20 protein-coding genes and 1 pseudogene are annotated in these 17,876 nt (G+C 59.7%); 9 read left to right on the forward strand and 12 right to left on the reverse strand.

The window, feature by feature from the left end; translation table 11 throughout:
* The first annotated feature begins 49 nt into the window (after positions 1–49).
* Entirely contained in the window at positions 50–685 is a 636-nt protein-coding gene (locus AC0V6U_RS07215) for an NAD(P)H-dependent oxidoreductase (protein WP_472645492.1), read from the forward strand.
* Here the strand turns inward: AC0V6U_RS07215 and AC0V6U_RS07220 are convergent.
* From AC0V6U_RS07220 to AC0V6U_RS07260, 9 genes and pseudogenes are all read right to left on the reverse strand, one after another.
* Entirely contained in the window at positions 682–999 is a 318-nt protein-coding gene (locus tag AC0V6U_RS07220) for a chorismate mutase (RefSeq protein ID WP_472645493.1), read from the reverse strand. The genes AC0V6U_RS07215 and AC0V6U_RS07220 overlap by 4 nt on opposite strands.
* Complete coding sequence (gene tgt / locus AC0V6U_RS07225) at positions 999–2,132, reverse strand: tRNA guanosine(34) transglycosylase Tgt (RefSeq protein ID WP_472645494.1); 1,134 nt, start codon at positions 2,130–2,132, stop codon at positions 999–1,001. Before tgt ends, AC0V6U_RS07220 begins: the two co-directional genes overlap by 1 nt.
* Before the next feature lie 22 nt (positions 2,133–2,154).
* A complete protein-coding gene (locus AC0V6U_RS07230; RefSeq protein ID WP_472645495.1) occupies positions 2,155–2,925 on the reverse strand; it encodes an ABC transporter permease in 771 nt (256 codons plus the stop codon).
* Positions 2,922–3,866 (reverse strand): ABC transporter ATP-binding protein, encoded by a 945-nt coding sequence (locus AC0V6U_RS07235; RefSeq protein WP_472645496.1) that lies wholly within the window; start codon positions 3,864–3,866, stop codon positions 2,922–2,924. The genes AC0V6U_RS07230 and AC0V6U_RS07235 overlap by 4 nt, the downstream gene beginning before the upstream one ends.
* Before the next feature lie 9 nt (positions 3,867–3,875).
* Positions 3,876–4,911 (reverse strand): annotated as a pseudogene (queA, locus tag AC0V6U_RS07240) (tRNA preQ1(34) S-adenosylmethionine ribosyltransferase-isomerase QueA).
* Between the two features lie 56 nt (positions 4,912–4,967).
* Positions 4,968–5,684, reverse strand: a complete 717-nt coding sequence (locus AC0V6U_RS07245) for a peptidylprolyl isomerase (RefSeq protein WP_472645497.1) — start codon at positions 5,682–5,684, stop codon at positions 4,968–4,970.
* 124 nt (positions 5,685–5,808) lie between these two features.
* A complete protein-coding gene (coaD, locus tag AC0V6U_RS07250; RefSeq protein WP_472645498.1) occupies positions 5,809–6,321 on the reverse strand; it encodes a pantetheine-phosphate adenylyltransferase in 513 nt (170 codons plus the stop codon).
* Between the two features lie 2 nt (positions 6,322–6,323).
* Complete coding sequence (locus tag AC0V6U_RS07255; protein WP_472645499.1) at positions 6,324–7,229, reverse strand: polyprenyl synthetase family protein; 906 nt, start codon at positions 7,227–7,229, stop codon at positions 6,324–6,326.
* Positions 7,230–7,241: 12 nt separating this feature from the next.
* Positions 7,242–7,562: an exodeoxyribonuclease VII small subunit gene (locus tag AC0V6U_RS07260; RefSeq protein WP_472645500.1), complete on the reverse strand. Its 321-nt coding sequence runs from the start codon at positions 7,560–7,562 to the stop codon at positions 7,242–7,244.
* A 51-nt stretch (positions 7,563–7,613) separates the two neighbouring features.
* Here AC0V6U_RS07260 and AC0V6U_RS07265 point away from each other — a divergent pair, with 51 nt between their 5' ends.
* The 6 genes from AC0V6U_RS07265 to AC0V6U_RS07290 all read left to right on the forward strand — a co-directional run bounded on the left by AC0V6U_RS07265 (position 7,614) and on the right by AC0V6U_RS07290 (position 13,335).
* Positions 7,614–8,027, forward strand: coding sequence for a DUF2177 family protein (locus AC0V6U_RS07265; protein ID WP_472645501.1), 414 nt, complete (start codon positions 7,614–7,616; stop codon positions 8,025–8,027).
* Positions 8,028–8,120: 93 nt separating this feature from the next.
* Positions 8,121–8,723, forward strand: a complete 603-nt coding sequence (locus AC0V6U_RS07270) for a metal-dependent hydrolase (RefSeq protein ID WP_472645502.1) — start codon at positions 8,121–8,123, stop codon at positions 8,721–8,723.
* Between the two features lie 15 nt (positions 8,724–8,738).
* The gene (purL, locus tag AC0V6U_RS07275; protein WP_472645503.1) at positions 8,739–10,988 is read left to right on the forward strand and encodes a phosphoribosylformylglycinamidine synthase subunit PurL; all 2,250 of its coding nucleotides are present in this window, start codon (positions 8,739–8,741) and stop codon (positions 10,986–10,988) included.
* 366 nt (positions 10,989–11,354) lie between these two features.
* On the forward strand, positions 11,355–11,687 hold the full coding sequence (locus AC0V6U_RS07280) for a DUF6122 family protein (RefSeq protein ID WP_472645504.1): 333 nt from the start codon (positions 11,355–11,357) through the stop codon (positions 11,685–11,687).
* A gap of 1 nt (position 11,688) precedes the next feature.
* A complete protein-coding gene (locus AC0V6U_RS07285) occupies positions 11,689–12,006 on the forward strand; it encodes a hypothetical protein (RefSeq protein WP_472645505.1) in 318 nt (105 codons plus the stop codon).
* A gap of 87 nt (positions 12,007–12,093) precedes the next feature.
* Positions 12,094–13,335 carry a TCR/Tet family MFS transporter gene (locus AC0V6U_RS07290; protein ID WP_472645506.1) on the forward strand — a complete coding sequence of 414 codons (1,242 nt, stop codon included), beginning with the start codon at positions 12,094–12,096 and terminating at the stop codon, positions 13,333–13,335.
* Here the strand turns inward: AC0V6U_RS07290 and AC0V6U_RS07295 are convergent.
* A complete protein-coding gene (locus AC0V6U_RS07295; RefSeq protein ID WP_472645507.1) occupies positions 13,332–14,129 on the reverse strand; it encodes a Coq4 family protein in 798 nt (265 codons plus the stop codon). The genes AC0V6U_RS07290 and AC0V6U_RS07295 overlap by 4 nt on opposite strands.
* 132 nt (positions 14,130–14,261) lie before the next feature.
* Here AC0V6U_RS07295 and AC0V6U_RS07300 point away from each other — a divergent pair, with 132 nt between their 5' ends.
* Complete coding sequence (locus AC0V6U_RS07300; RefSeq protein WP_472645508.1) at positions 14,262–14,948, forward strand: nitroreductase family protein; 687 nt, start codon at positions 14,262–14,264, stop codon at positions 14,946–14,948.
* Between the two features lie 80 nt (positions 14,949–15,028).
* On the opposite strand, the gene AC0V6U_RS07305 is transcribed toward AC0V6U_RS07300, so the two are convergent.
* On the reverse strand, positions 15,029–15,850 hold the full coding sequence (locus AC0V6U_RS07305) for a Coq4 family protein (RefSeq protein WP_472645509.1): 822 nt from the start codon (positions 15,848–15,850) through the stop codon (positions 15,029–15,031).
* Between the two features lie 159 nt (positions 15,851–16,009).
* A complete protein-coding gene (gene serB, locus AC0V6U_RS07310) occupies positions 16,010–16,888 on the reverse strand; it encodes a phosphoserine phosphatase SerB (protein WP_486169413.1) in 879 nt (292 codons plus the stop codon).
* Between serB and miaA the strand changes: the two genes are divergently transcribed.
* Positions 16,881–17,828: a tRNA (adenosine(37)-N6)-dimethylallyltransferase MiaA gene (gene miaA / locus AC0V6U_RS07315; RefSeq protein WP_472645511.1), complete on the forward strand. Its 948-nt coding sequence runs from the start codon at positions 16,881–16,883 to the stop codon at positions 17,826–17,828. The two genes, serB and miaA, sit on opposite strands and share 8 nt — an antisense overlap.
* Positions 17,829–17,876 lie beyond the last annotated feature (48 nt).

Raw genomic sequence — 17,876 nt, forward strand, 5'->3', positions numbered from 1 at the left:
TTTGGTGGAATGAGGCGCACAATCTATGTGTTGTAATGGAGAGCGCTCTATGCATGTGCTGATGTTGGACGGACATCCCGACCAAGGTCGCTTTTCGACCAGCCTCCTCGATCATTATCAGCGGTCAATCCCGAGCAATGCACAGGTAACTCGCATTGCTCTTCGCGACTTAGCCTTCGGACCGAACCTGAAGCATGGCTATAAAAAACGAACTGACTGGGAACCGGATCTTGAGCAGCTGGCGGCTCAAATCGATCAGTGCGATCACCTGGTGGTGGCGTTTCCAATGTGGTGGGGAAGCGAACCAGCTGAACTGAAGGGGCTTCTTGATCGTCTCTTTCTGCCCGGCTTTATGTTTTCGTACCGAAAAAACAGCTCGCTTTGGGATGGGCATATGCAAGGGCGCTCAGCTGATATGATCGTGACCATGGACACACCTCCATTTTTTCTGCGGCTGCTGTATGGAAATGCAATCGTCAAACGCTGGAAAAAGCAAGTGCTGGGCTTCGTCGGTTTCAAGCCTGTGCGCGTATTGGCGTGCGGACCTATAAAAAATGGCGGCGCCGAAAAGAATGAGATGAAATGGCATCGCCAGATCGAAAAAATGGCACGATCAATTAAGACGAAGAACGCGGAGAAGAAGGAGTTACGCCTTGAGCGTTTCCTTAACCGAACTGAGACCTAGGTCCGCGTGCGGTCCCATTCGTCAAATTCGTAAGCGATCGAGCCTTCGACCAGGCGTTCCCAAATGTCGCCGATGACATCGCCCGGCAGGCCGCGCGCTTCTGCTTCGGCCACAGCGGCAGCAATCACGCTCGCTTTGCGCCCTTCATCGCGCACCGCATCGCGGCTGGGCTTAATCCGGGCCGCCGCCCGCATATAGCCAAAGCGCCGCTCCAGCAGAGCCACCAACTCGCGGTCGGTCGCATCCACGCCTTCGCGCACTTCAGTCATGCTCGCGCAATCCTCAGGGGCTTTGGCGTCGGGAGCTTTGGACATCACTTACGATCTTTCAGATAATCGCGCCGAAAATCAGCGGCAAAGGCAGAGAATGTTCCGCCCGCAATGGCACCGCGCATCGCCTTCATCAAGCTTTGGTAGAAGGCAAGATTGTGCTCAGTCACGAGCATCGCGCCCAGGATCTCTCCTGATTTTTGCAAATGGTGCAAATAGGCCAGCGAATAGGTGCTGCAGGTCGGGCATTCGCAGCGCTCATCCAGCGGGCCAGTGTCTTCGGCAAAGCGGGCATTGCGCAGGTTAATCGCGCCGTTCCAGGTGAACGCCTGGCCATTGCGGCCCGAACGCGTGGGCAGCACGCAGTCAAACATATCGATCCCGCGCTCCACCGCGCCGACCAGATCGTCTGGCTTACCAACGCCCATCAAGTAGCGCGGCTTATCCTCAGGCAGGTGGCCCGGCGCATAATCAAGCACGCCGAACATCGCCTCTTGCCCCTCGCCCACGGCCAGACCGCCGACCGCATAACCATCAAAGCCGATGTCAGTGAGCTTCTCAGCGCTGATCTTGCGCAGTTCTTCATCAAGAGCGCCCTGCTGAATGCCGAACAGAGCTGAGCGCGCGGCGTGCTCGCCGCCGCTGTCAAATCCGTCGCGGCTGCGCTTGGCCCAGCGCATGGACAGCTCCATGCTGGCGGCGATTTCCTCGCGCGGACGGTCGGCGCGCGGGCATTCATCAAACGCCATCACAATATCGCTGCCCAGCAGGCGCTGAATTTCCATCGAGCGTTCTGGGGTGAGCATGTGTTTGGAGCCATCGATATGGCTACGGAACTCCACGCCCTCCTCGGTCAGCTTGCGCAGGTCGGACAGGCTCATCACCTGATAACCGCCGCTGTCGGTCAGGATCGGGCGATCCCAATTCATGAACTTGTGCAATCCGCCCAATTTCGCGACCCGCTCCGCACCGGGGCGCAGCATCAGGTGATAGGTGTTGCCAAGGATAATATCTGCGCCCAGCGCGCGCACGCTCTCCGGCTTCATCGCCTTTACGGTGGCCGCCGTGCCAACCGGCATGAATGCAGGCGTCGCGATGGTGCCGCGCTGCATCTGAATGCTGCCGGTGCGCGCCTTGCCGTCGGTGGCGGCGATGCTGAATTTGAAACGCTCGGTCATAAGTCGCGCAGCGCCTAGCGCGTCACTCTCGCAAGCGCCAGCCAGTCTTGAAGATGAATGCGATAATTGCCGTGCAAACCGCCAAGAACCCGAGCGTTAGGCCGAGCGACAAGGCAATCGGCACATCCGAGGTGCCATAAAAGGTCCAGCGCAGCCCGCTGACCAGGAAGGCAATGGGATTGGCCAATGCGACCGAATTCCAAGGCTCTGGCAGATCATCGATCGAATAAAACGTGCCGCCCAGAAATGTCAGCGGGGTGAGAATGAGCAGCGGGATAATCCCAAGCTTTTCAAACCCATCTGCCCAAATGCCGAGAATAAAGCCGAACAGAGAGAAACTCGCCGCGATCAGCATGATGTAGAGCGCGGCGAACAGTGGAAATTTGATCTGGTAGTCGACAAAGAATGTCGCCGTGACGAGGATGATGGCGGCAAGGATCAGCCCCTTAGTCGCCGCCGCCCCCACAAACCCGATCAGCGTCTCTGCCACGCCAACCGGCGCGGAGAGCAGCTCGTAGATCGTGCCGGTGAAGCGCGGCATATAGATGCCAAAGCTGGAATTGCTGGTGGTCTCTCCCAACAGGGTTAGCATGAGCAGGCCGGGAATTATGAAGGCGCCGTAAGCCACCCCGTCAACCGGCTCCATCCGCGCGCCGATGACCGTGCCGAACACGATGAAGTAAAGCGACGTGGTGAGCACAGGCGAGAGGATCGACTGAAACGCGGTGCGCAAGGAGCGCATGACCTCGCGCTTATAGATCGACCAAGTGCCACGGACGTTGAACCCAATCATGCTGGCTCCTCCTGCTCGGTCAGGAGCGAGACGAAGATATCCTCCAGCGAGCTCTCGCGAATGTCGATGCCAGTGAAATCAATTCCCACGGCGATCAGCGCTTTGGTGAGGTCGGCAACCTGCTGGCGGCCCTTGCCCGTCCCATCACCGCCGCGAAAGCACAGCTCGCGCCCGTCTGCGCTGAGTTCGAGTGGAAACGCGGCAATGCTGGGCGGTAGCTCAGACAAAGGCTCGGCCAGTTGCAGCACCGCCTCTGTCCGGCCAAGCCGCTTCATCATTGAGGCCTTGTCATCCACCATCAGGATCTTGCCGCCGCGAATAATACCAACGCGGTCGGCCATTTCCTCAGCCTCTTCAATGTAATGGGTGGTGAGAATGATCGTGGTCCCGCGCTCGCGCAGCGCGCTGATCTGCTCCCACATGTCTTTGCGCAGCTCGACATCGACCCCGGCGGTGGGCTCGTCCAAGAATAACAGCTCTGGCTCATGCGCCAGCGCTTTGGCGATCAGCACGCGGCGTTTCATGCCGCCGGATAGCTCGCGAATTTGCGAGCTGCGCTTTTCATAAAGGCTGAGCGAGCGCAGAATTTCGTGGATGCGCACTTTGTCAGGGGCATGGCCGAACAGGCCGCGTGAATAGCTGACCGCGCGCTCAACTGTCTCGAACATGTCGGTGCTAAGCTCTTGCGGGACCAAGCCAATTCGCGCGCGCGCACTGCGCCAGTCGCTCTTCAGATCGTGGCCGAATGCGGTGATCACACCGCCGCTTGGCCGCACCAATCCGCATACCGCGCCGATCAGCGTCGTCTTACCCGCTCCGTTCGGCCCCAGCAGAGCAAAAATCTCGCCCTTGCGGATCTCCAGATCAACATCATCGAGCGCCTTTACGCCCCCGGAATACACCTTGCTCAGGCCTGCGATGGAGAGAATGGGTTCTTGCATGCCCCTTGGTTACGGCAGCAGCAGGGACGAGTCACCATAAGAGTAGAAGCGATATTTGTTTTCAATTGCATGGGCATAGACCGCCATCATCCGGTCCCGCCCCATCAGCGCGCTAACCAGCATCATCAGCGTCGATTTTGGTAGGTGAAAATTGGTCATCAGGCCATCGACCGCGCGAAACTCATATCCGGGCGTGATGAAGATGTCGGTGTCGCCAGCAAATGCCTCGATCTGGCCGTCGGCCCGCGCCGCGCTTTCCAGCAGACGCAGAGAAGTGGTGCCGACCGCGATCACTCGCCCATGCGGCCGCGCGCGCGGCGTTCAGGCGCTCGGCAACATCGGCCTCTATCCGGCCGAATTCGCTGTGCATTTGATGGTCATCAGTGTCGTCCGCCTTCACGGGCAGAAATGTGCCAGCGCCAACATGCAGGGTCAGCGTCTCTCGCCCGATCCCCGCCGCATCGATCGCCTCGACCAGCTCAGGCGTGAAATGCAGCGAAGCCGTGGGCGCAGCAACCGCGCCATCTTCGGCGGCGAACATGGTTTGATAGTCTTTGAGGTCTTGTTCATCGACCCCGCGCTTCCCCGCAATGTAGGGCGGCAAAGGCATGCGCCCTGCCCGCTCCAGCAGCACCTCGACTGGCTCTTCGCCTTCGAACATCAAAGTGAGGCTGCCATCGGCATGACGCGCCTCGGCAATGGCGGTGACGCCGCCGCCAAACACCAGCTGATCGCCCTCTTTCACGCGTTTTGCATTGCGGATGAAGGCCTGCCAGCGGCGCAGATCGATCCGCTTGTGCAGAGTTGCGCCGATCTTGGCCTCTCCGCCTGCGCGCCGCCCCTCCAGCTGGGCCGGGATCACGCGGGTGTCGTTAAACACCAGCACATCGCCCGCGTTCAACAGGCTTTGCAGATCGCGAACGCCCTTATCGGCAAAGGGCTCATCCCCCCGCGCCACAAGCATGCGCGCCGCATCGCGCGGGCGCACCGGGCGCAGCGCAATCAGATCTTGCGGAAGGTCGAAATCGAATAAATCAACACGCATCGGCGGGGCCTTAGCCGCGAGCGCGCCATGCGGAAAGAAAAACTAGCCCCAGATCTTTAGCTGAGCGGCGCGCTTAGAGCGTCGGCAGTGATCTCTTCTTCTACCGCTGGTGCGGTCGGCATGACCTGCGGCTTGTTGTCGCTGGCAAGCGATGCCTGAAGAATGCGGGTGGGCTCGGTAGGCGGCTCGCCGCGATTGATCGCATCGACGCTGGCCATATTGCTGATCACGCGGCCGAGATTGGTGTAGCGCTTGTCTAGGCTGAAACGCGGATAGAACACGATGAAGAACTGGCTGTTCGCGCTGTCTTCCGAGGTTGCGCGCGCCATCGCCAGACTGCCGCGAACATGCGGCATCGGGTTAAATTCTGCCTTGAGGTCAGGCAATTCAGAGCCGCCCTGGCCCGTACCGGTCGGATCGCCGCCCTGAGCCATAAAGCCCTCAATCACGCGGTGGAAAATGATCCCGTCGTAGAACCCCTGGCGGGTCAACGTTTTGATCCGCTCGACATGGTTCGGCGCCCAGTCTTTTTGCAAACGGATCGCCACGCGTTCACCATTCGACAGGTCGAGCAGCCAGACGTTGTCGGGATCCTCGTTCATATCGAAGCTCACCGGCGTGTAGACTTGCCGTTCGGCAGGCTCAGCGGCCTCAGTCTCGGCCTCTGCCGCTGGCGCTTCGCCCTCCGGCTCGGCGTCCTGAGCAAAGACGGCCTGAGGCGCGGCAAGCAGCGCAAGAGAGGCGGAGGCGCACAGTAGTTTACGAAAGATCATGAAGGTCGTTTTTCCGGGTAATTTGTGTGTTGCCCGCGCTGTTTAACCACGCGTGCCTGACACTTCAATGAATGAGTGACGCCCCATCGACAGCTAAGCGTGAACGCGCGGCAGTGTGACGGTTCTAGTAATCGCCCTTAAGGCCGATTTCCTTGACGCGGGCATTCACTTCCTCGCGCACCTCATTGTTCACGAAAGGCGTTATATCTCCGCCATATAGCGCGATTTCCTTCACTAGTTTCGATGCGATCGGTTGGAGCGAGACATCCGCCATCAGGAACACCGTCTCGATATTCTCATCGAGCTGCTGGTTCATGCCCGCCATTTGATATTCGTATTCAAAATCCGCCACCGCGCGCAGTCCGCGGATAATTACCCGCGCGCCCTGCTTTTGCGCGAATTTGACGAGCAGCGCGTTGAAACCCACCACCTCGACATTGCTCACGCCCATATTCGCAACCTCACGCTCGACCATGGCGAAGCGTTCCTCGGTCGAAAACATAGGGTTTTTGGAGGGGTTGGTCGTGACTCCAATGATAAGCTTATCAACCAACTTTGCCCCGCGCCGGATGATATCGGCATGGCCCAGAGTGATCGGGTCAAAGGTCCCGGGATAAATTCCGATGCGTTCACTCATGTCTACCGATCCCTCTCAACCACAAAGCGCGCGAGTGCTCGCAGCGTCTCTGCCTCTTCGCCATAACTCGCGAGGTGGCCTATCGCCTGATCCACCAGCGCGCTCGCCTGTTCGCGTGCCTTTTCCGCGCCCATCAGGGTCACAAATGTCTGCTTGCCTTGGCTCTCGTCCTTGCGCAGCGCCTTGCCCGCTTTCGCCTCGTCCCCGCTCACATCGAGCAGGTCATCGGCAATCTGGAACGCCAGGCCAATATCGCGGGAATACGCCCGTAAATGCGCGCGGCCTTCCGGGGCGACTTTGCCCATGATTGCGCCCATTTCCACCGATGCGGCCAGCAAAGCGCCGGTTTTAAGCTGCTGAAGCCGGGTGATTGAGTGAAGATCGTATTCGATCCCCTCGTCATCGGCGACCATATCCATCATCTGGCCGCCCGCCATGCCCTTCATTCCGCTGGCTGTGCCCAGCGTCATCATCAGCTCGCTGCGGGTAAAAGGATCGGCGCTGGTGTCCTGATCGGCGAGAATTTCAAACGCCAGCGCGTGCAGAGCATCGCCCGCCAGCACAGCGGTCGCCTCGTCGAACACCTTGTGCACGGTCGGCTTGCCATGGCGCAGGTCATCGTCATCCATGCAGGGTAGATCGTCATGGATCAGCGAATAGACGTGGATCGCCTCCACCGCGCAGCCAGCGCGCAGGGCGGCTGTGCGGTCGACGCCGAACAATTCCGCCGTGCTCACCAGCAACAGCGGGCGCACCCTTTTGCCGCCGCCAATCGCCGCGTAACGCATCGCCTCGACCAGCCGGGCGCGCGTATCGGGCGGAACAGGCAAAAAGGCATCGAAAACGGAATCGATCTCGCCCTGAACCCGCTTTAGCTGATCGGCCAGCAAGTTTGCTTTATCCCCCACGCGCAGCCGCTCCTATTGCTGCGCGTCGAGCGGCTCAGTGCCGGCGGCGGCGCCATCGCGGTTGGTCACGATCTTCTCGATCCGCGCGCTCGCCGTATCGAGCCGCTTTTGGCACGCCTCGCGCAGCTTCTCGCCGCGCTCATACAAAGCAATGGATTCGTCGAGCGGCACATCGCCGCGCTCCAATTGCTGGACGATGGTTTCCAGCGCGCTGAGCGCCTGTTCAAAGCTCATTTCGGAAAGTTCGGGCGCGTTTTCGATGATCTGTCCCTCGTAAGACCACAAATTGATTAGAAAGCGGGTTTTGACCCCGGCTCGCGGAGCGCGGAGCATTGACCCGCGCGGCGCGCCCGGTCAAGGCTGCGCATGAAACGGGGAAATCAAATGAAGTGGTTCATTGCCTACATCACGGCGGCGCTCGCATTTGGCGTGCTGGATGCGATGTGGCTGAATTGGGCGGGAGCGAACCTCTATCAGCCCAATATTGGCGAGCTGATGGCGGACAGCATCAATGTCGGCGCGGCGGCCGCGTTCTACTTCCTTTATGTCGCCGGCATGGTGTGGTTCGGCGTAAAGCCAGCGCTCACCAGCGGCAAAGTAGCGAGTGCTACACTCAACGGGGCGCTGCTGGGCGCGCTATGTTATGCGACGTTTGATCTTACCAGCCAGGCGGTGTTCAAGGTGTGGGCGACGCATGTCACAGTGCTGGATATCATCTGGGGCGCGTTTGCAACCGGCACGGCGAGCTCTATAGCGGCATTCGTCACGTTGAAATTCACGCAGAAATCCGCGCGGTAAAATCGGGATAAGGGGCACCCATGTTTATCGGTCACTTCGCGCCGGCTGTTTGCCGCCGCAGCCATCTCACCGCGATCACCGCGGCTGGGCACTTTGTTTATCGCGGCGCAATTGGTCGATTGGGGCTTTTTCGCGCTGGCCATGGCGGGCGTGGAGAAAATGCGGGTGGATCCGGATGCGACGGTGATGGTGCCGTTTGACCTCTATCATATGCCCTTCACGCATTCCTTATTAGGCACCGCGATATGGGCGGCCGTCTTCGCGATTATCGTGATGGTTTTTCAGCGTAATTTCTTTGGCGGGGTTCTGACCGCCTTTGTCGTCCTGTCGCACTGGGTGCTCGATTGGCTGACCCATGCGCCGGATATGACCATCGCTGGCGGGCCAAAGGCGTACGGCCTTGGCCTGTGGAATTACCCTCAGATCGCCATGCCGCTGGAGCTGCTGATCACCATTGGTGCGTTCATGATCTATGTGAAGCGCACGCGCGGCCCGGTCGGCCCGCCGCTGATCTTGCTGGGTGTGCTGCTGCTGATGCAGATGGTCAATTGGTTCGGCCCCGCCCCGACGGAGGCGAATATGGCGCTCTATGCTCAGGCCCTGATCGCCTTTGCCGTCACAACGGCGCTGGCGTGGTGGGTCGGGCATAACCGCTGGCACATTCGGCGTGGAGGCTTGGCGGCCCCAAGCGAGTGAATTAAAGCGCCGTGCATGAGCGATTCATCACAAGCCAGCGCACCCGAAATCACACCCGAAATTGTCGAGCAGCACGGCTTCTCGCCTGAGGAGTACGAACAGGTCCTGAAAAGCCTGGGCCGCGTGCCCAATATGGTGGAGCTGGGCATCTTTTCCGTGATGTGGTCGGAGCATTGCAGCTATAAGAGTTCGCGCTTCCATTTGAAGAAGCTGCCGACAGAAGCCCCGTGGGTGATTTGCGGCCCCGGTGAGAATGCTGGCGTGATCGATATTGGCGATGGCCAGGCGGCGATCTTCAAAATGGAGAGCCACAACCACCCGTCCTATATTGAGCCATACCAAGGCGCGGCGACCGGCGTTGGCGGGATCCTGCGCGATGTCTTCACGATGGGCGCGCGCCCGGTGGCGAATGCCAATGCGCTGCGCTTTGGACGGCCAGAGCATCCCAAGATGCAGCATTTGGTGAAGGGCGTGGTTGCCGGCATCGGCGGATATGGCAATTGCGTCGGCGTGCCGACCGTATGCGGCGAGACCAATTTCCACCCAGCCTATGACGGCAATATTCTGGTCAATGCGATGACCGTCGGCGTCGCGGATACGGATAAGATCTTCTATTCCGCCGCGACAGGCGTCGGTAATCCGATCGTCTATGTCGGGTCAAAGACCGGGCGCGATGGCATCCACGGCGCGACCATGGCCAGCGCGGACTTTGAAGAAGACGCAGAGGCGAAGCGGCCCACCGTGCAGGTGGGCGATCCGTTCACGGAAAAGCTGCTGATCGAGGCGTGCCTTGAGCTGATGGCCACCGACGCCATCGTCGCAATTCAGGATATGGGGGCCGCGGGCCTCACATCGTCGTCCGTAGAAATGGCGACCAATGGCAAGGCGGGCATCCGCCTCAACATGGATATGGTCCCGTGCCGCGAAGAGGGCATGACACCCTACGAAATGATGCTGAGCGAGAGCCAGGAGCGGATGCTCATGGTGCTGAAGCCCGGCAAGGAAGAGATGGCGGCCGCAATCTTTAAGAAGTGGGAGCTCGACTTTGCCGTCATCGGCGAAGTGACCGACACCCGCCATATGGTGCTGGAATGGGGCGGCGAAGTTGTCTGCGACATACCGCTGGGCCCACTGGCCGCCGACGCGCCGGAATATGAGCGGCCCTATCTCTCCAAGGAAGAATACAAGGCCTGGGCCAAGGTCAAGCCGCTGGATGATGTGCCAGAAAGCACGGATATCGGCGCGGATTTGCTCAAGCTGATGGCCAGCCCCGCGCTTGCCAGCCGCCGCTGGATTTCGGAGCAATATGACAGTCAGGTGATGGGCGACACGCTGCAAACGGGCGGCGATGCGGGCGTTGTGCGCGTGCATGGTACGAAAAAGGCGCTGGCGCTGACCACCGATTGCACCCCGCGCTATGTCTATGCCGACCCATATGAAGGCGGCAAACAGGCGATTGCGGAGGCGTATCGCAACCTATGCGCCGTCGGCGCGCGGCCACTCGCCGTGACCAATTGCCTGAACTTCGCGAACCCGCAGCGGCCCGAGATCATGGCGCAATTCGTCCACGCTCTGGAAGGTATGGGCGACGCCTGCCGCGCGCTCGACTTCCCAATCGTTTCGGGGAACGTCTCGCTCTATAACGAAAGCAAGGCAACCGGCGGCGGCAGCGCAATCCTCCCCACCCCAGCCATCGGCGGGGTCGGCATTATCAACGATTATTCGAAGATGATGACGATGGGGTTTAAGAATGAGGGCGACTTCCTGTTTATCCTAAGGGGGGCAAAGATCGTCCCTCCAAAACAAATGCTTGGGCAGTCATTGTGGTTGAGAGAAGTTCAGGGAGCAGAGGCAGGCCAACCACCTTTGGTCGACCTTGATCTAGAACGACAAGTTGGCGAGAAAATCTTAGCCCTGATCGGCAAAGGCCTTGTGAATTCGGTCCACGACATTTCAGATGGGGGGGCCATGGTCGCAATTGCGGAGATGGCGCTCGCTGGAAATATTGGATGCAATGTCGATATACTCGATCATGCATTTTTGGAGCCTTTCGGCGAACAGCAAGGAACCTACTTGCTTACCGGGAAAGACCAGAAGGCGATCTATGCCGAACTAGAAAACAGCAGCCTGAACTTAGAAACTCTAGGCCGAGTGTCTGGGGCTGATATTTTACTGTCTGACGTTGACAATCAAGAATATCGGGTCCCCCTTGCCGACCTCCGCGAGGCCCACGCCAGCTTCTTCCGCGACTGGATGGAGGGGTGATGACCCCACTCGTCATTGCGAGCCTTGCGCCAGCAAGGCGCGGCAATCCATCTCTCTTCCGCCGCAATCTGGATCGCCGCGTCGGCCAATTGGCCTCCTCGCGATGACGATTATACGACTGGATGGAGGGGTGAACGAACCCAATCCCCCGTCATGCTGAACTTGGTTCAGCATCCATCGCCAGCGCACTGTTCGCAAGCTTGGCGATGGGGATGGACCCCGGATCAAGTCCGGGGTGACGCCGAGGAAGTGGGTAGAGGAGAGAAACCACCCCTTCGTCATTCCCGCGAAAGCGGGAATCCAAGGCGAAATAGTACCGCTGACAATTTAGACTCCCGCGTTCGCGGGAGTGACGAGATAGCATAGTTGGGCCTCCTCCAACCCATCCTCCACTACGGCGGGCATTGGCTCGTCCCGTTCGCAATCGGCTGGCTGATCTGGCGCGAGAATTGGCTGCGCGCAGGGCTAGTAATTGCCAGCGCCAACCTGATCGATCTCGACCATTTGCTGGCCGATCCGATCTTTGATCCGAACCGCTGCAGCATTGGTTTCCACTATCTGCACGGCTGGGTCGGCGCGGGGCTTTACGCCGCAATGATCGCTTTACCCAAAGCGCGATGGTGGGTTCGCGCGCTCGGCATTGGCGCAATGTGGCATCTCGCGGTCGACTATGGCGATTGTATGATGCAAATGTGGTGACATGACCGCTGGCTATTCAGGAACACCGCTCGCCAAGAAGCTGACCCTGCGCGATGGGCAGACCTGCTGGTTTGACGCCATGCCAGCCAGCATCATGGACGAGATCAGGGAATATGGCCTCGACCTGCATTTCATCGCTGAACCAGCCGAAGGCCTGGGCGCCGCGCATATCTTTGTCACCGAAGAGAGCGATCTGACTGCCAAGCTCGCGCAGCTGCGCCAGAAAATCGCAAAAGATGGGCAGGTTTGGGTCAGCTGGCCGAAGAAAGGCTCGGGCCGCGAGACGGCGCTCGATCAGGCTGCGGTCCAGCGCGCCTAGCCTGGCCTCAGGCTTTGTCGACATCAAGAAATGCGCCGTTGATGCGGTCTGGTCGGGTCTGAAATTCGTCATCCCGAAAGCCGATCGATGAACGCACCGCGCCCCACATCGACGCTGATCTTTGTCGCGCTGATCGTGTTTATCGACATGGTTGGGATCGGGCTGATCATCCCTGTCCTGCCAGATCTGCTGGAGGAGCTGACCGGCGAAAGCGTCGACCGCACCGCAGAAATCGGCGGCTGGCTGCTGTTTGCCTATGCACTGATGCAATTTCTGTTTGCGCCAATCATCGGCGGCCTTTCCGACAGCTTTGGGCGCCGCCCGGTGTTGCTGGTGACATTGTTCATCCTCGGCCTCGATTACGCGATTATGGCCTGGGCGCCGACTTTGTTCTGGCTGTTTCTGGGGCGGATCATGGCCGGGATCATGGGGGCGAGCTGGGCCGCCGCGAATTCCTGCATCGCCGATGTCGCCTCGCCAGCGGAGCGGGGCAAATATTTCGGCATTATGGGCGGTGCGGGCGCGAGCGGCTTTGTCGTCGGCCCGGCCATCGGCGGCTTGCTGGGCAGCGTGGATGTGCGCCTGCCCTTTATCATCGCTGCCGCGCTGGCAATTGGCGGAGCGGTTGCGGGCTATTTTCTGCTGAAGGAAACCCTGCCCGTAGAACGCCGCCGCGCCTTCACACTAAAACGCGCAAACCCGCTCGGCACGCTGATCCAGATGAGCCGCCTGCCGGTGGTTATGGGCTTTCTATTGGTGATCTTCTTCACCCAGATGGCGGGCCAATCGCAAATGTCGGTCTGGGCCTATCACACCAAATTGGTGTTCGAATGGAGTGAGATCGAAATCGGGCTGAGCGTCGCGCTGTTCGGCGTCATTCTGGTGGTCATTCAAGGCGGCCTGACGGGTCGAGTGATCGCGCGGATCGGGCCGGAACGCACCGCAATGCTCGGCTTCTTCATCTCGATGCCGGCCTATTATCTGTTCGCCTTTGCGTCGGCCAGCTGGGTCATGGTGCTGGGCGTAGTCATCGGCGGCCTGGGCGGCCTCACCTTCCCCGCGCTGCAACAGATGATGAGCGAGCGGGTCGATGAGGATGCACAGGGGGAGCTGCAAGGCGCGGTTGCCAGCACCATGAGCATCACCAGCATTTTCGGACCGATCCTGATGACCGGGGTGTTCGGAGCCTTTGCCGACGGGCAAGGCGTCTATTTCCCCGGCGCGCCCTATCTGGTGGCGGCGGCATTACTGCTGATCGGAGTGCTGCTGGCGGCTTGGACGATCCGTAAGATAACGCCCAACCCGAATGTTGAAGCCGCTCAGTCTTAGGCCGCTTGCACCTCTGAGAGGCCGAGGTTTTGCTCTGCAAAACCTTCCGCATCCAGCTGGGCCAGGCATTGGCGATAGATCACCGGCTCACCGATGCTCAGCATCTTGCGGACCACATCAATGTCTTCGCGCATCACCGCCTCGACATCCATATGCGCCAGAGTGGCGGCGGCCTTGCCCAGATCGCGTCCCTCGCGGATCGCGTCATAGAGCGGGGCCTTCGTTTCCGTCACCTTCTTGATCTGGCGCGCGGCGGCATAGGCGATGAATTTCACGCCGAGATTGTGGTTCTGCTCATAGCTAAAGCCAAGCAGTGCTGCTTCACCCAAGGCATCGCGGCCATAGCCGGTGAGGATGTGAAACAGATCATGGGTATCGCGCAGGCGGCTGATATACCATTCAACCTGATCCTCTGGGCGTTCCTCACGCGGGCGCCAGGCATAGCTTTCCTCCACCAGACCATTCGCGGTCAGGCCCTCGCGCTTCATAAAGCGGATGTAATGCTGCGCGACGGTGTTTGGCCCGCAATCGTCCCAGCGGCTGTGATCATCCAGCATATCGGCGACCGGCAGAACGCTCTCGCGCAGCATGAAACCACGCGCATTGGGGGATTTGAGGAACTCCTCTGCCTGAGCCTGAACCTTGCGGCCTTTCAGCGCATCAATGATATGGAAAACCTGCTTCGTGTCTTCCTTATCCGCCACCAGCTTACGGAAATGGCTCAGCGCCTTAAACGGGCGAAACCCTGTAATATCACGGTCCGGGTGCAGCAGTGGAAGGTCGAGCCAGTTCATGAGTTTGCTCCGCTTTTTTCGAGTCGCAATCACCTTATGACAAATAGGTTCATCAAATGCAACCTACATTGGTGTTAGTAGTGTCTGCACTCGCCTCTTTCCTTTGCCGCGCCAACGCGCAATAGGTTCATTATGAAAGACCACGATACCGTTCCCTATCACCTGCCCGCCATCCCCGCCGATGAGGCAATTGCCCGCGCGCAGAGCCTCCGCGACCGATTGAAAGAGCGCCGTTCCTGCCGCTATTTCTCCGATGAGCCGGTGCCGCGCGAAGTGATCGAGGCCGCGATTGAGGCCGCTGGCACTGCGCCCAATGGCGCCAATCACCAACCGTGGCATTTCGCGGTGGTGACCTCCCCAGAGAAGAAGCGCGCCATTCGTTTGGCGGCGGAGGAAGAGGAAAAGCGGTTCTACGGCGAAGATGGCGATAAGCCCAAGGCAAGCGACGAATGGCTCGATGCGCTAAGCGACCTTGGAACCGATGCCGACAAGCCGTTTCTCGAAACCGCACCGTACCTGATCGTCGTCTTTGCTCAGCGCAAAGGCGGGATCGAAGAGGACGGCAAGACGCAGAATTACTACGTCAATGAAAGCGTCGGGATTGCCTGCGGAATGCTGATCGCGGCGCTGCATGAAGGTGGCTGTTCGACGTTAACCCACACGCCATCGCCGATGGGCTTCCTGCGCGAGGCGTGCGAGCGCCCCGAATGGGAAAAGCCGCTGATGATTGTGGTCGTCGGCCGGCCCAGCGCGGATGCCACTGTGCCCGCTCATGCGCTAAAGAAAAAGCCGCTGAGCCAGATCGCCAGCTGGCTCTGAGCTGATTGTGAACTCCCGCGCAGGCGGGAGTCTCGTTCGGTTCAAGAGAGGTCCCCGCCTTCGCGGGGACTCACCTAGGACTATGCAGCAACCGCTTCCGGCGTGTTTTCGCTGGCCAGCATGTCGTATGGATCAATGCCCTCTTCGCGCCAGATGCGGTGGCATTCGCGGTAGACGCTCGGCTCTGGAATTTTGAGCATTGCGCGCACTTCATTGAGGTCCATCGCCAGCAGATCGCGGATCGATTGCTCGATCAGTCTGGGAGCGCCCGTGCCGGTGCGGCGCGCCTGATTGACCGCACCAATGACCGGCGCCTTGCTGCCCCAAACCTGCTTTTTGATGTTCATTGCCCCGGCATAACCGATCAGCAGATGGCCGTGGCTCGGGCTCTGACCATGAGTGAACAGCAGGACGCATTGCTCGCCCAAAGCATCGCGGCCGTAGCCGGTCAGGATGTGAAACAGATCATGCGTATCGCGCGAACGGGACAGATACCAATGCGTGAGGTCGTCATATTTGGGCCGCCCCATCTTGTCGAATTCTGCAACCAATCCAGCGGCTGATAGCCCCTCGCGCTCCATAAAGTCGCAGTATGCATGCCCCAGGCTGCCCTTGGGCGTTTTGCGGATCGCGGCATGATCATCGAGAATTTCTGGCAGACTTGGCTCGCTCGCGCGCAATTCCTCGCCGCGTTCACTCAGCGCGAAATTCCGCACGCGCTCAACGTAGTCTTTCGGCGGGAGAGCCTCGAAAATCTTGAAGACCTCGCTCGTGTTTTCCTTGTCCCGCATCAAATTACGGAAATGTCCGATGGCCTTGGGCAATGAATATTTCGGCTGCGGACGGTCAGGGTGACGCAGGACAGTGCCGTCTGCGGCATATTCACGAGCGGTGGTGGTCATCAGTGCGGGCCTTATTCGGTTGCGGTATTGGGGTGATACCGATGCTTACTTACATTAGTGTAAATAACGTAAAGTCAGTCCCAAATCAAGACCTAAATTTGTAAAGACGTGTTACTCGGCCCGCTTTGGCCTCACCCTATCGCGCCCGGCGGCGAAAGCTCAGCCCTCAACCCAATCGTCTTGCGGTATGCCGAGCAGGGTCAAAATGGCGGTCAGGTCACCGCCATCGATCCGCCCATTCGCGGCGGCGCGCGCCTTTGGCTTCGCCCTGTAGGCAAACCCGTAGGTGGCGGCCTGGATCATCGGGATATCATTCGCCCCGTCGCCCGTGGCGAGGCTGAGCGCCCCCTGCCCCGCCTTGGCGACCTCTTCGCGCAGCACCCGCGCCTTGGTCTCGGCATCGGTGACCGGCCCCGCGAGACGCCCGGTTAGCTTGCCGCCCTCCACCTCCAGAACATTGCCAACCACGCGCTCAAAGCCCAATTGCTCCGCCACCGCATCGGCGAAATGGTGAAACCCTCCAGTGACCAGCACGGTGCGGCAATCCTGCTCCAGCAGGGTCGCAACCAACGTCGCAGCGCCCGGTGTCGGCGTAATCCGCTCCGCCAGGCACTGCGCGATTGCGCCTTCGTCCAGCCCAGCGAGCAGTTTCACCCGCTCTCGCAGCGCGTCTTCAAAATCGAGCTCGCCCTGCATCGCGCGCTCTGTAATCCCGGCGATTTGCGGCTTGATCCCGGCGTAATCCGCCAGCTCATCAATGCATTCCTGCCCAATCATGGTCGAATCCATATCCGAGACGAACACGTCCGGCAGGTCAAAGCCTTGGTCGCTGATCAGCGCGGCCTCAGGTTTCAGCACCTCGTCGAGCACACGCGGCAGCAGCGAGGGATCATTTTCGGATCCCCACTCCAATTCGTGCAGGTCATCATCCAGCTGAGTGAGCGAAAATTCCGCGTCCGCAGCGGCGAGCCATTCTGGCCCCTCCACAAGACGTGTTTCAAGCTGCGCGTTGTCTGCTATCAGCCGGGCGATGAGCAAAAGTGATACTCCTGATTTGAATCCAGTCGCGCTCATTGCAGGGCCGACCGCCAGCGGCAAGAGCGCGGTTGCAATTGCCCTTGCAAAGGCGCTGGCGGAGGCGGGCAAGACCGGGATTGTGATCAATGCCGACAGCGCGCAGGTCTATGCCGATCTGCAAGTGCTATCCGCGCGCCCGAGCGAGGAGGAAATGGAAGGCATAGAGCACCGCCTTTTCGGCACATGGGACGGATCGCAGGCCTGCTCGGCGGCCGATTGGGCCAGCAAAGCGCGCGCAGAAATCACGGATTGCCATGCGAAGGGTGCGGTGCCGATCCTGGTCGGCGGCACCGGCATGTATATGAACATCCTGCTAGATGGCATTGCCCCGATCCCGGAAATTGATCCCGAAATCCGCCGCCATGTGCGCGCCCTGCCGACCGAAGGCGCCTACAGCGCGTTGAAGATCGAAGACCCGGAGCGCGCGCTGATGCTGGCCCCGGGTGACAGCCAGCGCATCGCCCGCGCGCTGGAGGTGGTGCGATCCACAGGCACGTCCTTAAGCGATTGGCACAATGCCAAGACCGGCGGGATTGCTGAGGACATCACTCTGCATCCGCTGGTGATGCTGCCGCCGCGCGAATGGCTCTATGATCGCTGCGATCGCCGGTTTGGCCTGATGCTGGAACACGGCGCGATTGAAGAGGTCGAGGTTCTGCTCAAGCGTAAGCTTGATCTGGGACTGCCGATGATGCGGGCGATTGGCGTGCCAGAGATCTCCGATTACCTCCACGGCCACATCATGATCCCCGACGTGATCGCCGCGGGCGCGCAGGCGACCCGCAATTACGCAAAGCGGCAATATACGTGGTTCCGCAATCAATCGCCGCAAGATTGGGTGCGTTCCGAATCTAAAAATGTTGATGTAGGCGAGATATTTGCATCATTATTACGTTTTTAATCGTTGACACGATAGATTATAACTCATAGCAGGCTCTCATCAGGCCCG

The sequence above is a fragment of the Erythrobacter sp. W36 genome (assembly GCF_057364935.1).

Excerpts from the sequence above, each read along its gene's own strand:
- purL (WP_472645503.1), top strand. The coding sequence starts at position 8,739 with ATGAGCGATTCATCACAAGCCAGCGCACCCGAAATCACACCCGAAATT.
- AC0V6U_RS07265 (WP_472645501.1), top strand. The coding sequence starts at position 7,614 with ATGAAGTGGTTCATTGCCTACATCACGGCGGCGCTCGCATTTGGCGTG.
- AC0V6U_RS07245 (WP_472645497.1), bottom strand. The coding sequence starts at position 5,684 with ATGATCTTTCGTAAACTACTGTGCGCCTCCGCCTCTCTTGCGCTGCTT.
- tgt (WP_472645494.1), bottom strand. The coding sequence starts at position 2,132 with ATGACCGAGCGTTTCAAATTCAGCATCGCCGCCACCGACGGCAAGGCG.
- coaD (WP_472645498.1), bottom strand. The coding sequence starts at position 6,321 with ATGAGTGAACGCATCGGAATTTATCCCGGGACCTTTGACCCGATCACT.
- AC0V6U_RS07220 (WP_472645493.1), bottom strand. The coding sequence starts at position 999 with ATGTCCAAAGCTCCCGACGCCAAAGCCCCTGAGGATTGCGCGAGCATG.
- AC0V6U_RS07300 (WP_472645508.1), top strand. The coding sequence starts at position 14,262 with ATGAAAGACCACGATACCGTTCCCTATCACCTGCCCGCCATCCCCGCC.
- AC0V6U_RS07290 (WP_472645506.1), top strand. The coding sequence starts at position 12,094 with ATGAACGCACCGCGCCCCACATCGACGCTGATCTTTGTCGCGCTGATC.
- AC0V6U_RS07215 (WP_472645492.1), top strand. The coding sequence starts at position 50 with ATGCATGTGCTGATGTTGGACGGACATCCCGACCAAGGTCGCTTTTCG.
- AC0V6U_RS07260 (WP_472645500.1), bottom strand. The coding sequence starts at position 7,562 with ATGCTCCGCGCTCCGCGAGCCGGGGTCAAAACCCGCTTTCTAATCAAT.
- AC0V6U_RS07230 (WP_472645495.1), bottom strand. The coding sequence starts at position 2,925 with ATGATTGGGTTCAACGTCCGTGGCACTTGGTCGATCTATAAGCGCGAG.
- AC0V6U_RS07285 (WP_472645505.1), top strand. The coding sequence starts at position 11,689 with ATGACCGCTGGCTATTCAGGAACACCGCTCGCCAAGAAGCTGACCCTG.
- AC0V6U_RS07235 (WP_472645496.1), bottom strand. The coding sequence starts at position 3,866 with ATGCAAGAACCCATTCTCTCCATCGCAGGCCTGAGCAAGGTGTATTCC.
- AC0V6U_RS07305 (WP_472645509.1), bottom strand. The coding sequence starts at position 15,850 with ATGACCACCACCGCTCGTGAATATGCCGCAGACGGCACTGTCCTGCGT.
- miaA (WP_472645511.1), top strand. The coding sequence starts at position 16,881 with ATGAGCAAAAGTGATACTCCTGATTTGAATCCAGTCGCGCTCATTGCA.
- AC0V6U_RS07295 (WP_472645507.1), bottom strand. The coding sequence starts at position 14,129 with ATGAACTGGCTCGACCTTCCACTGCTGCACCCGGACCGTGATATTACA.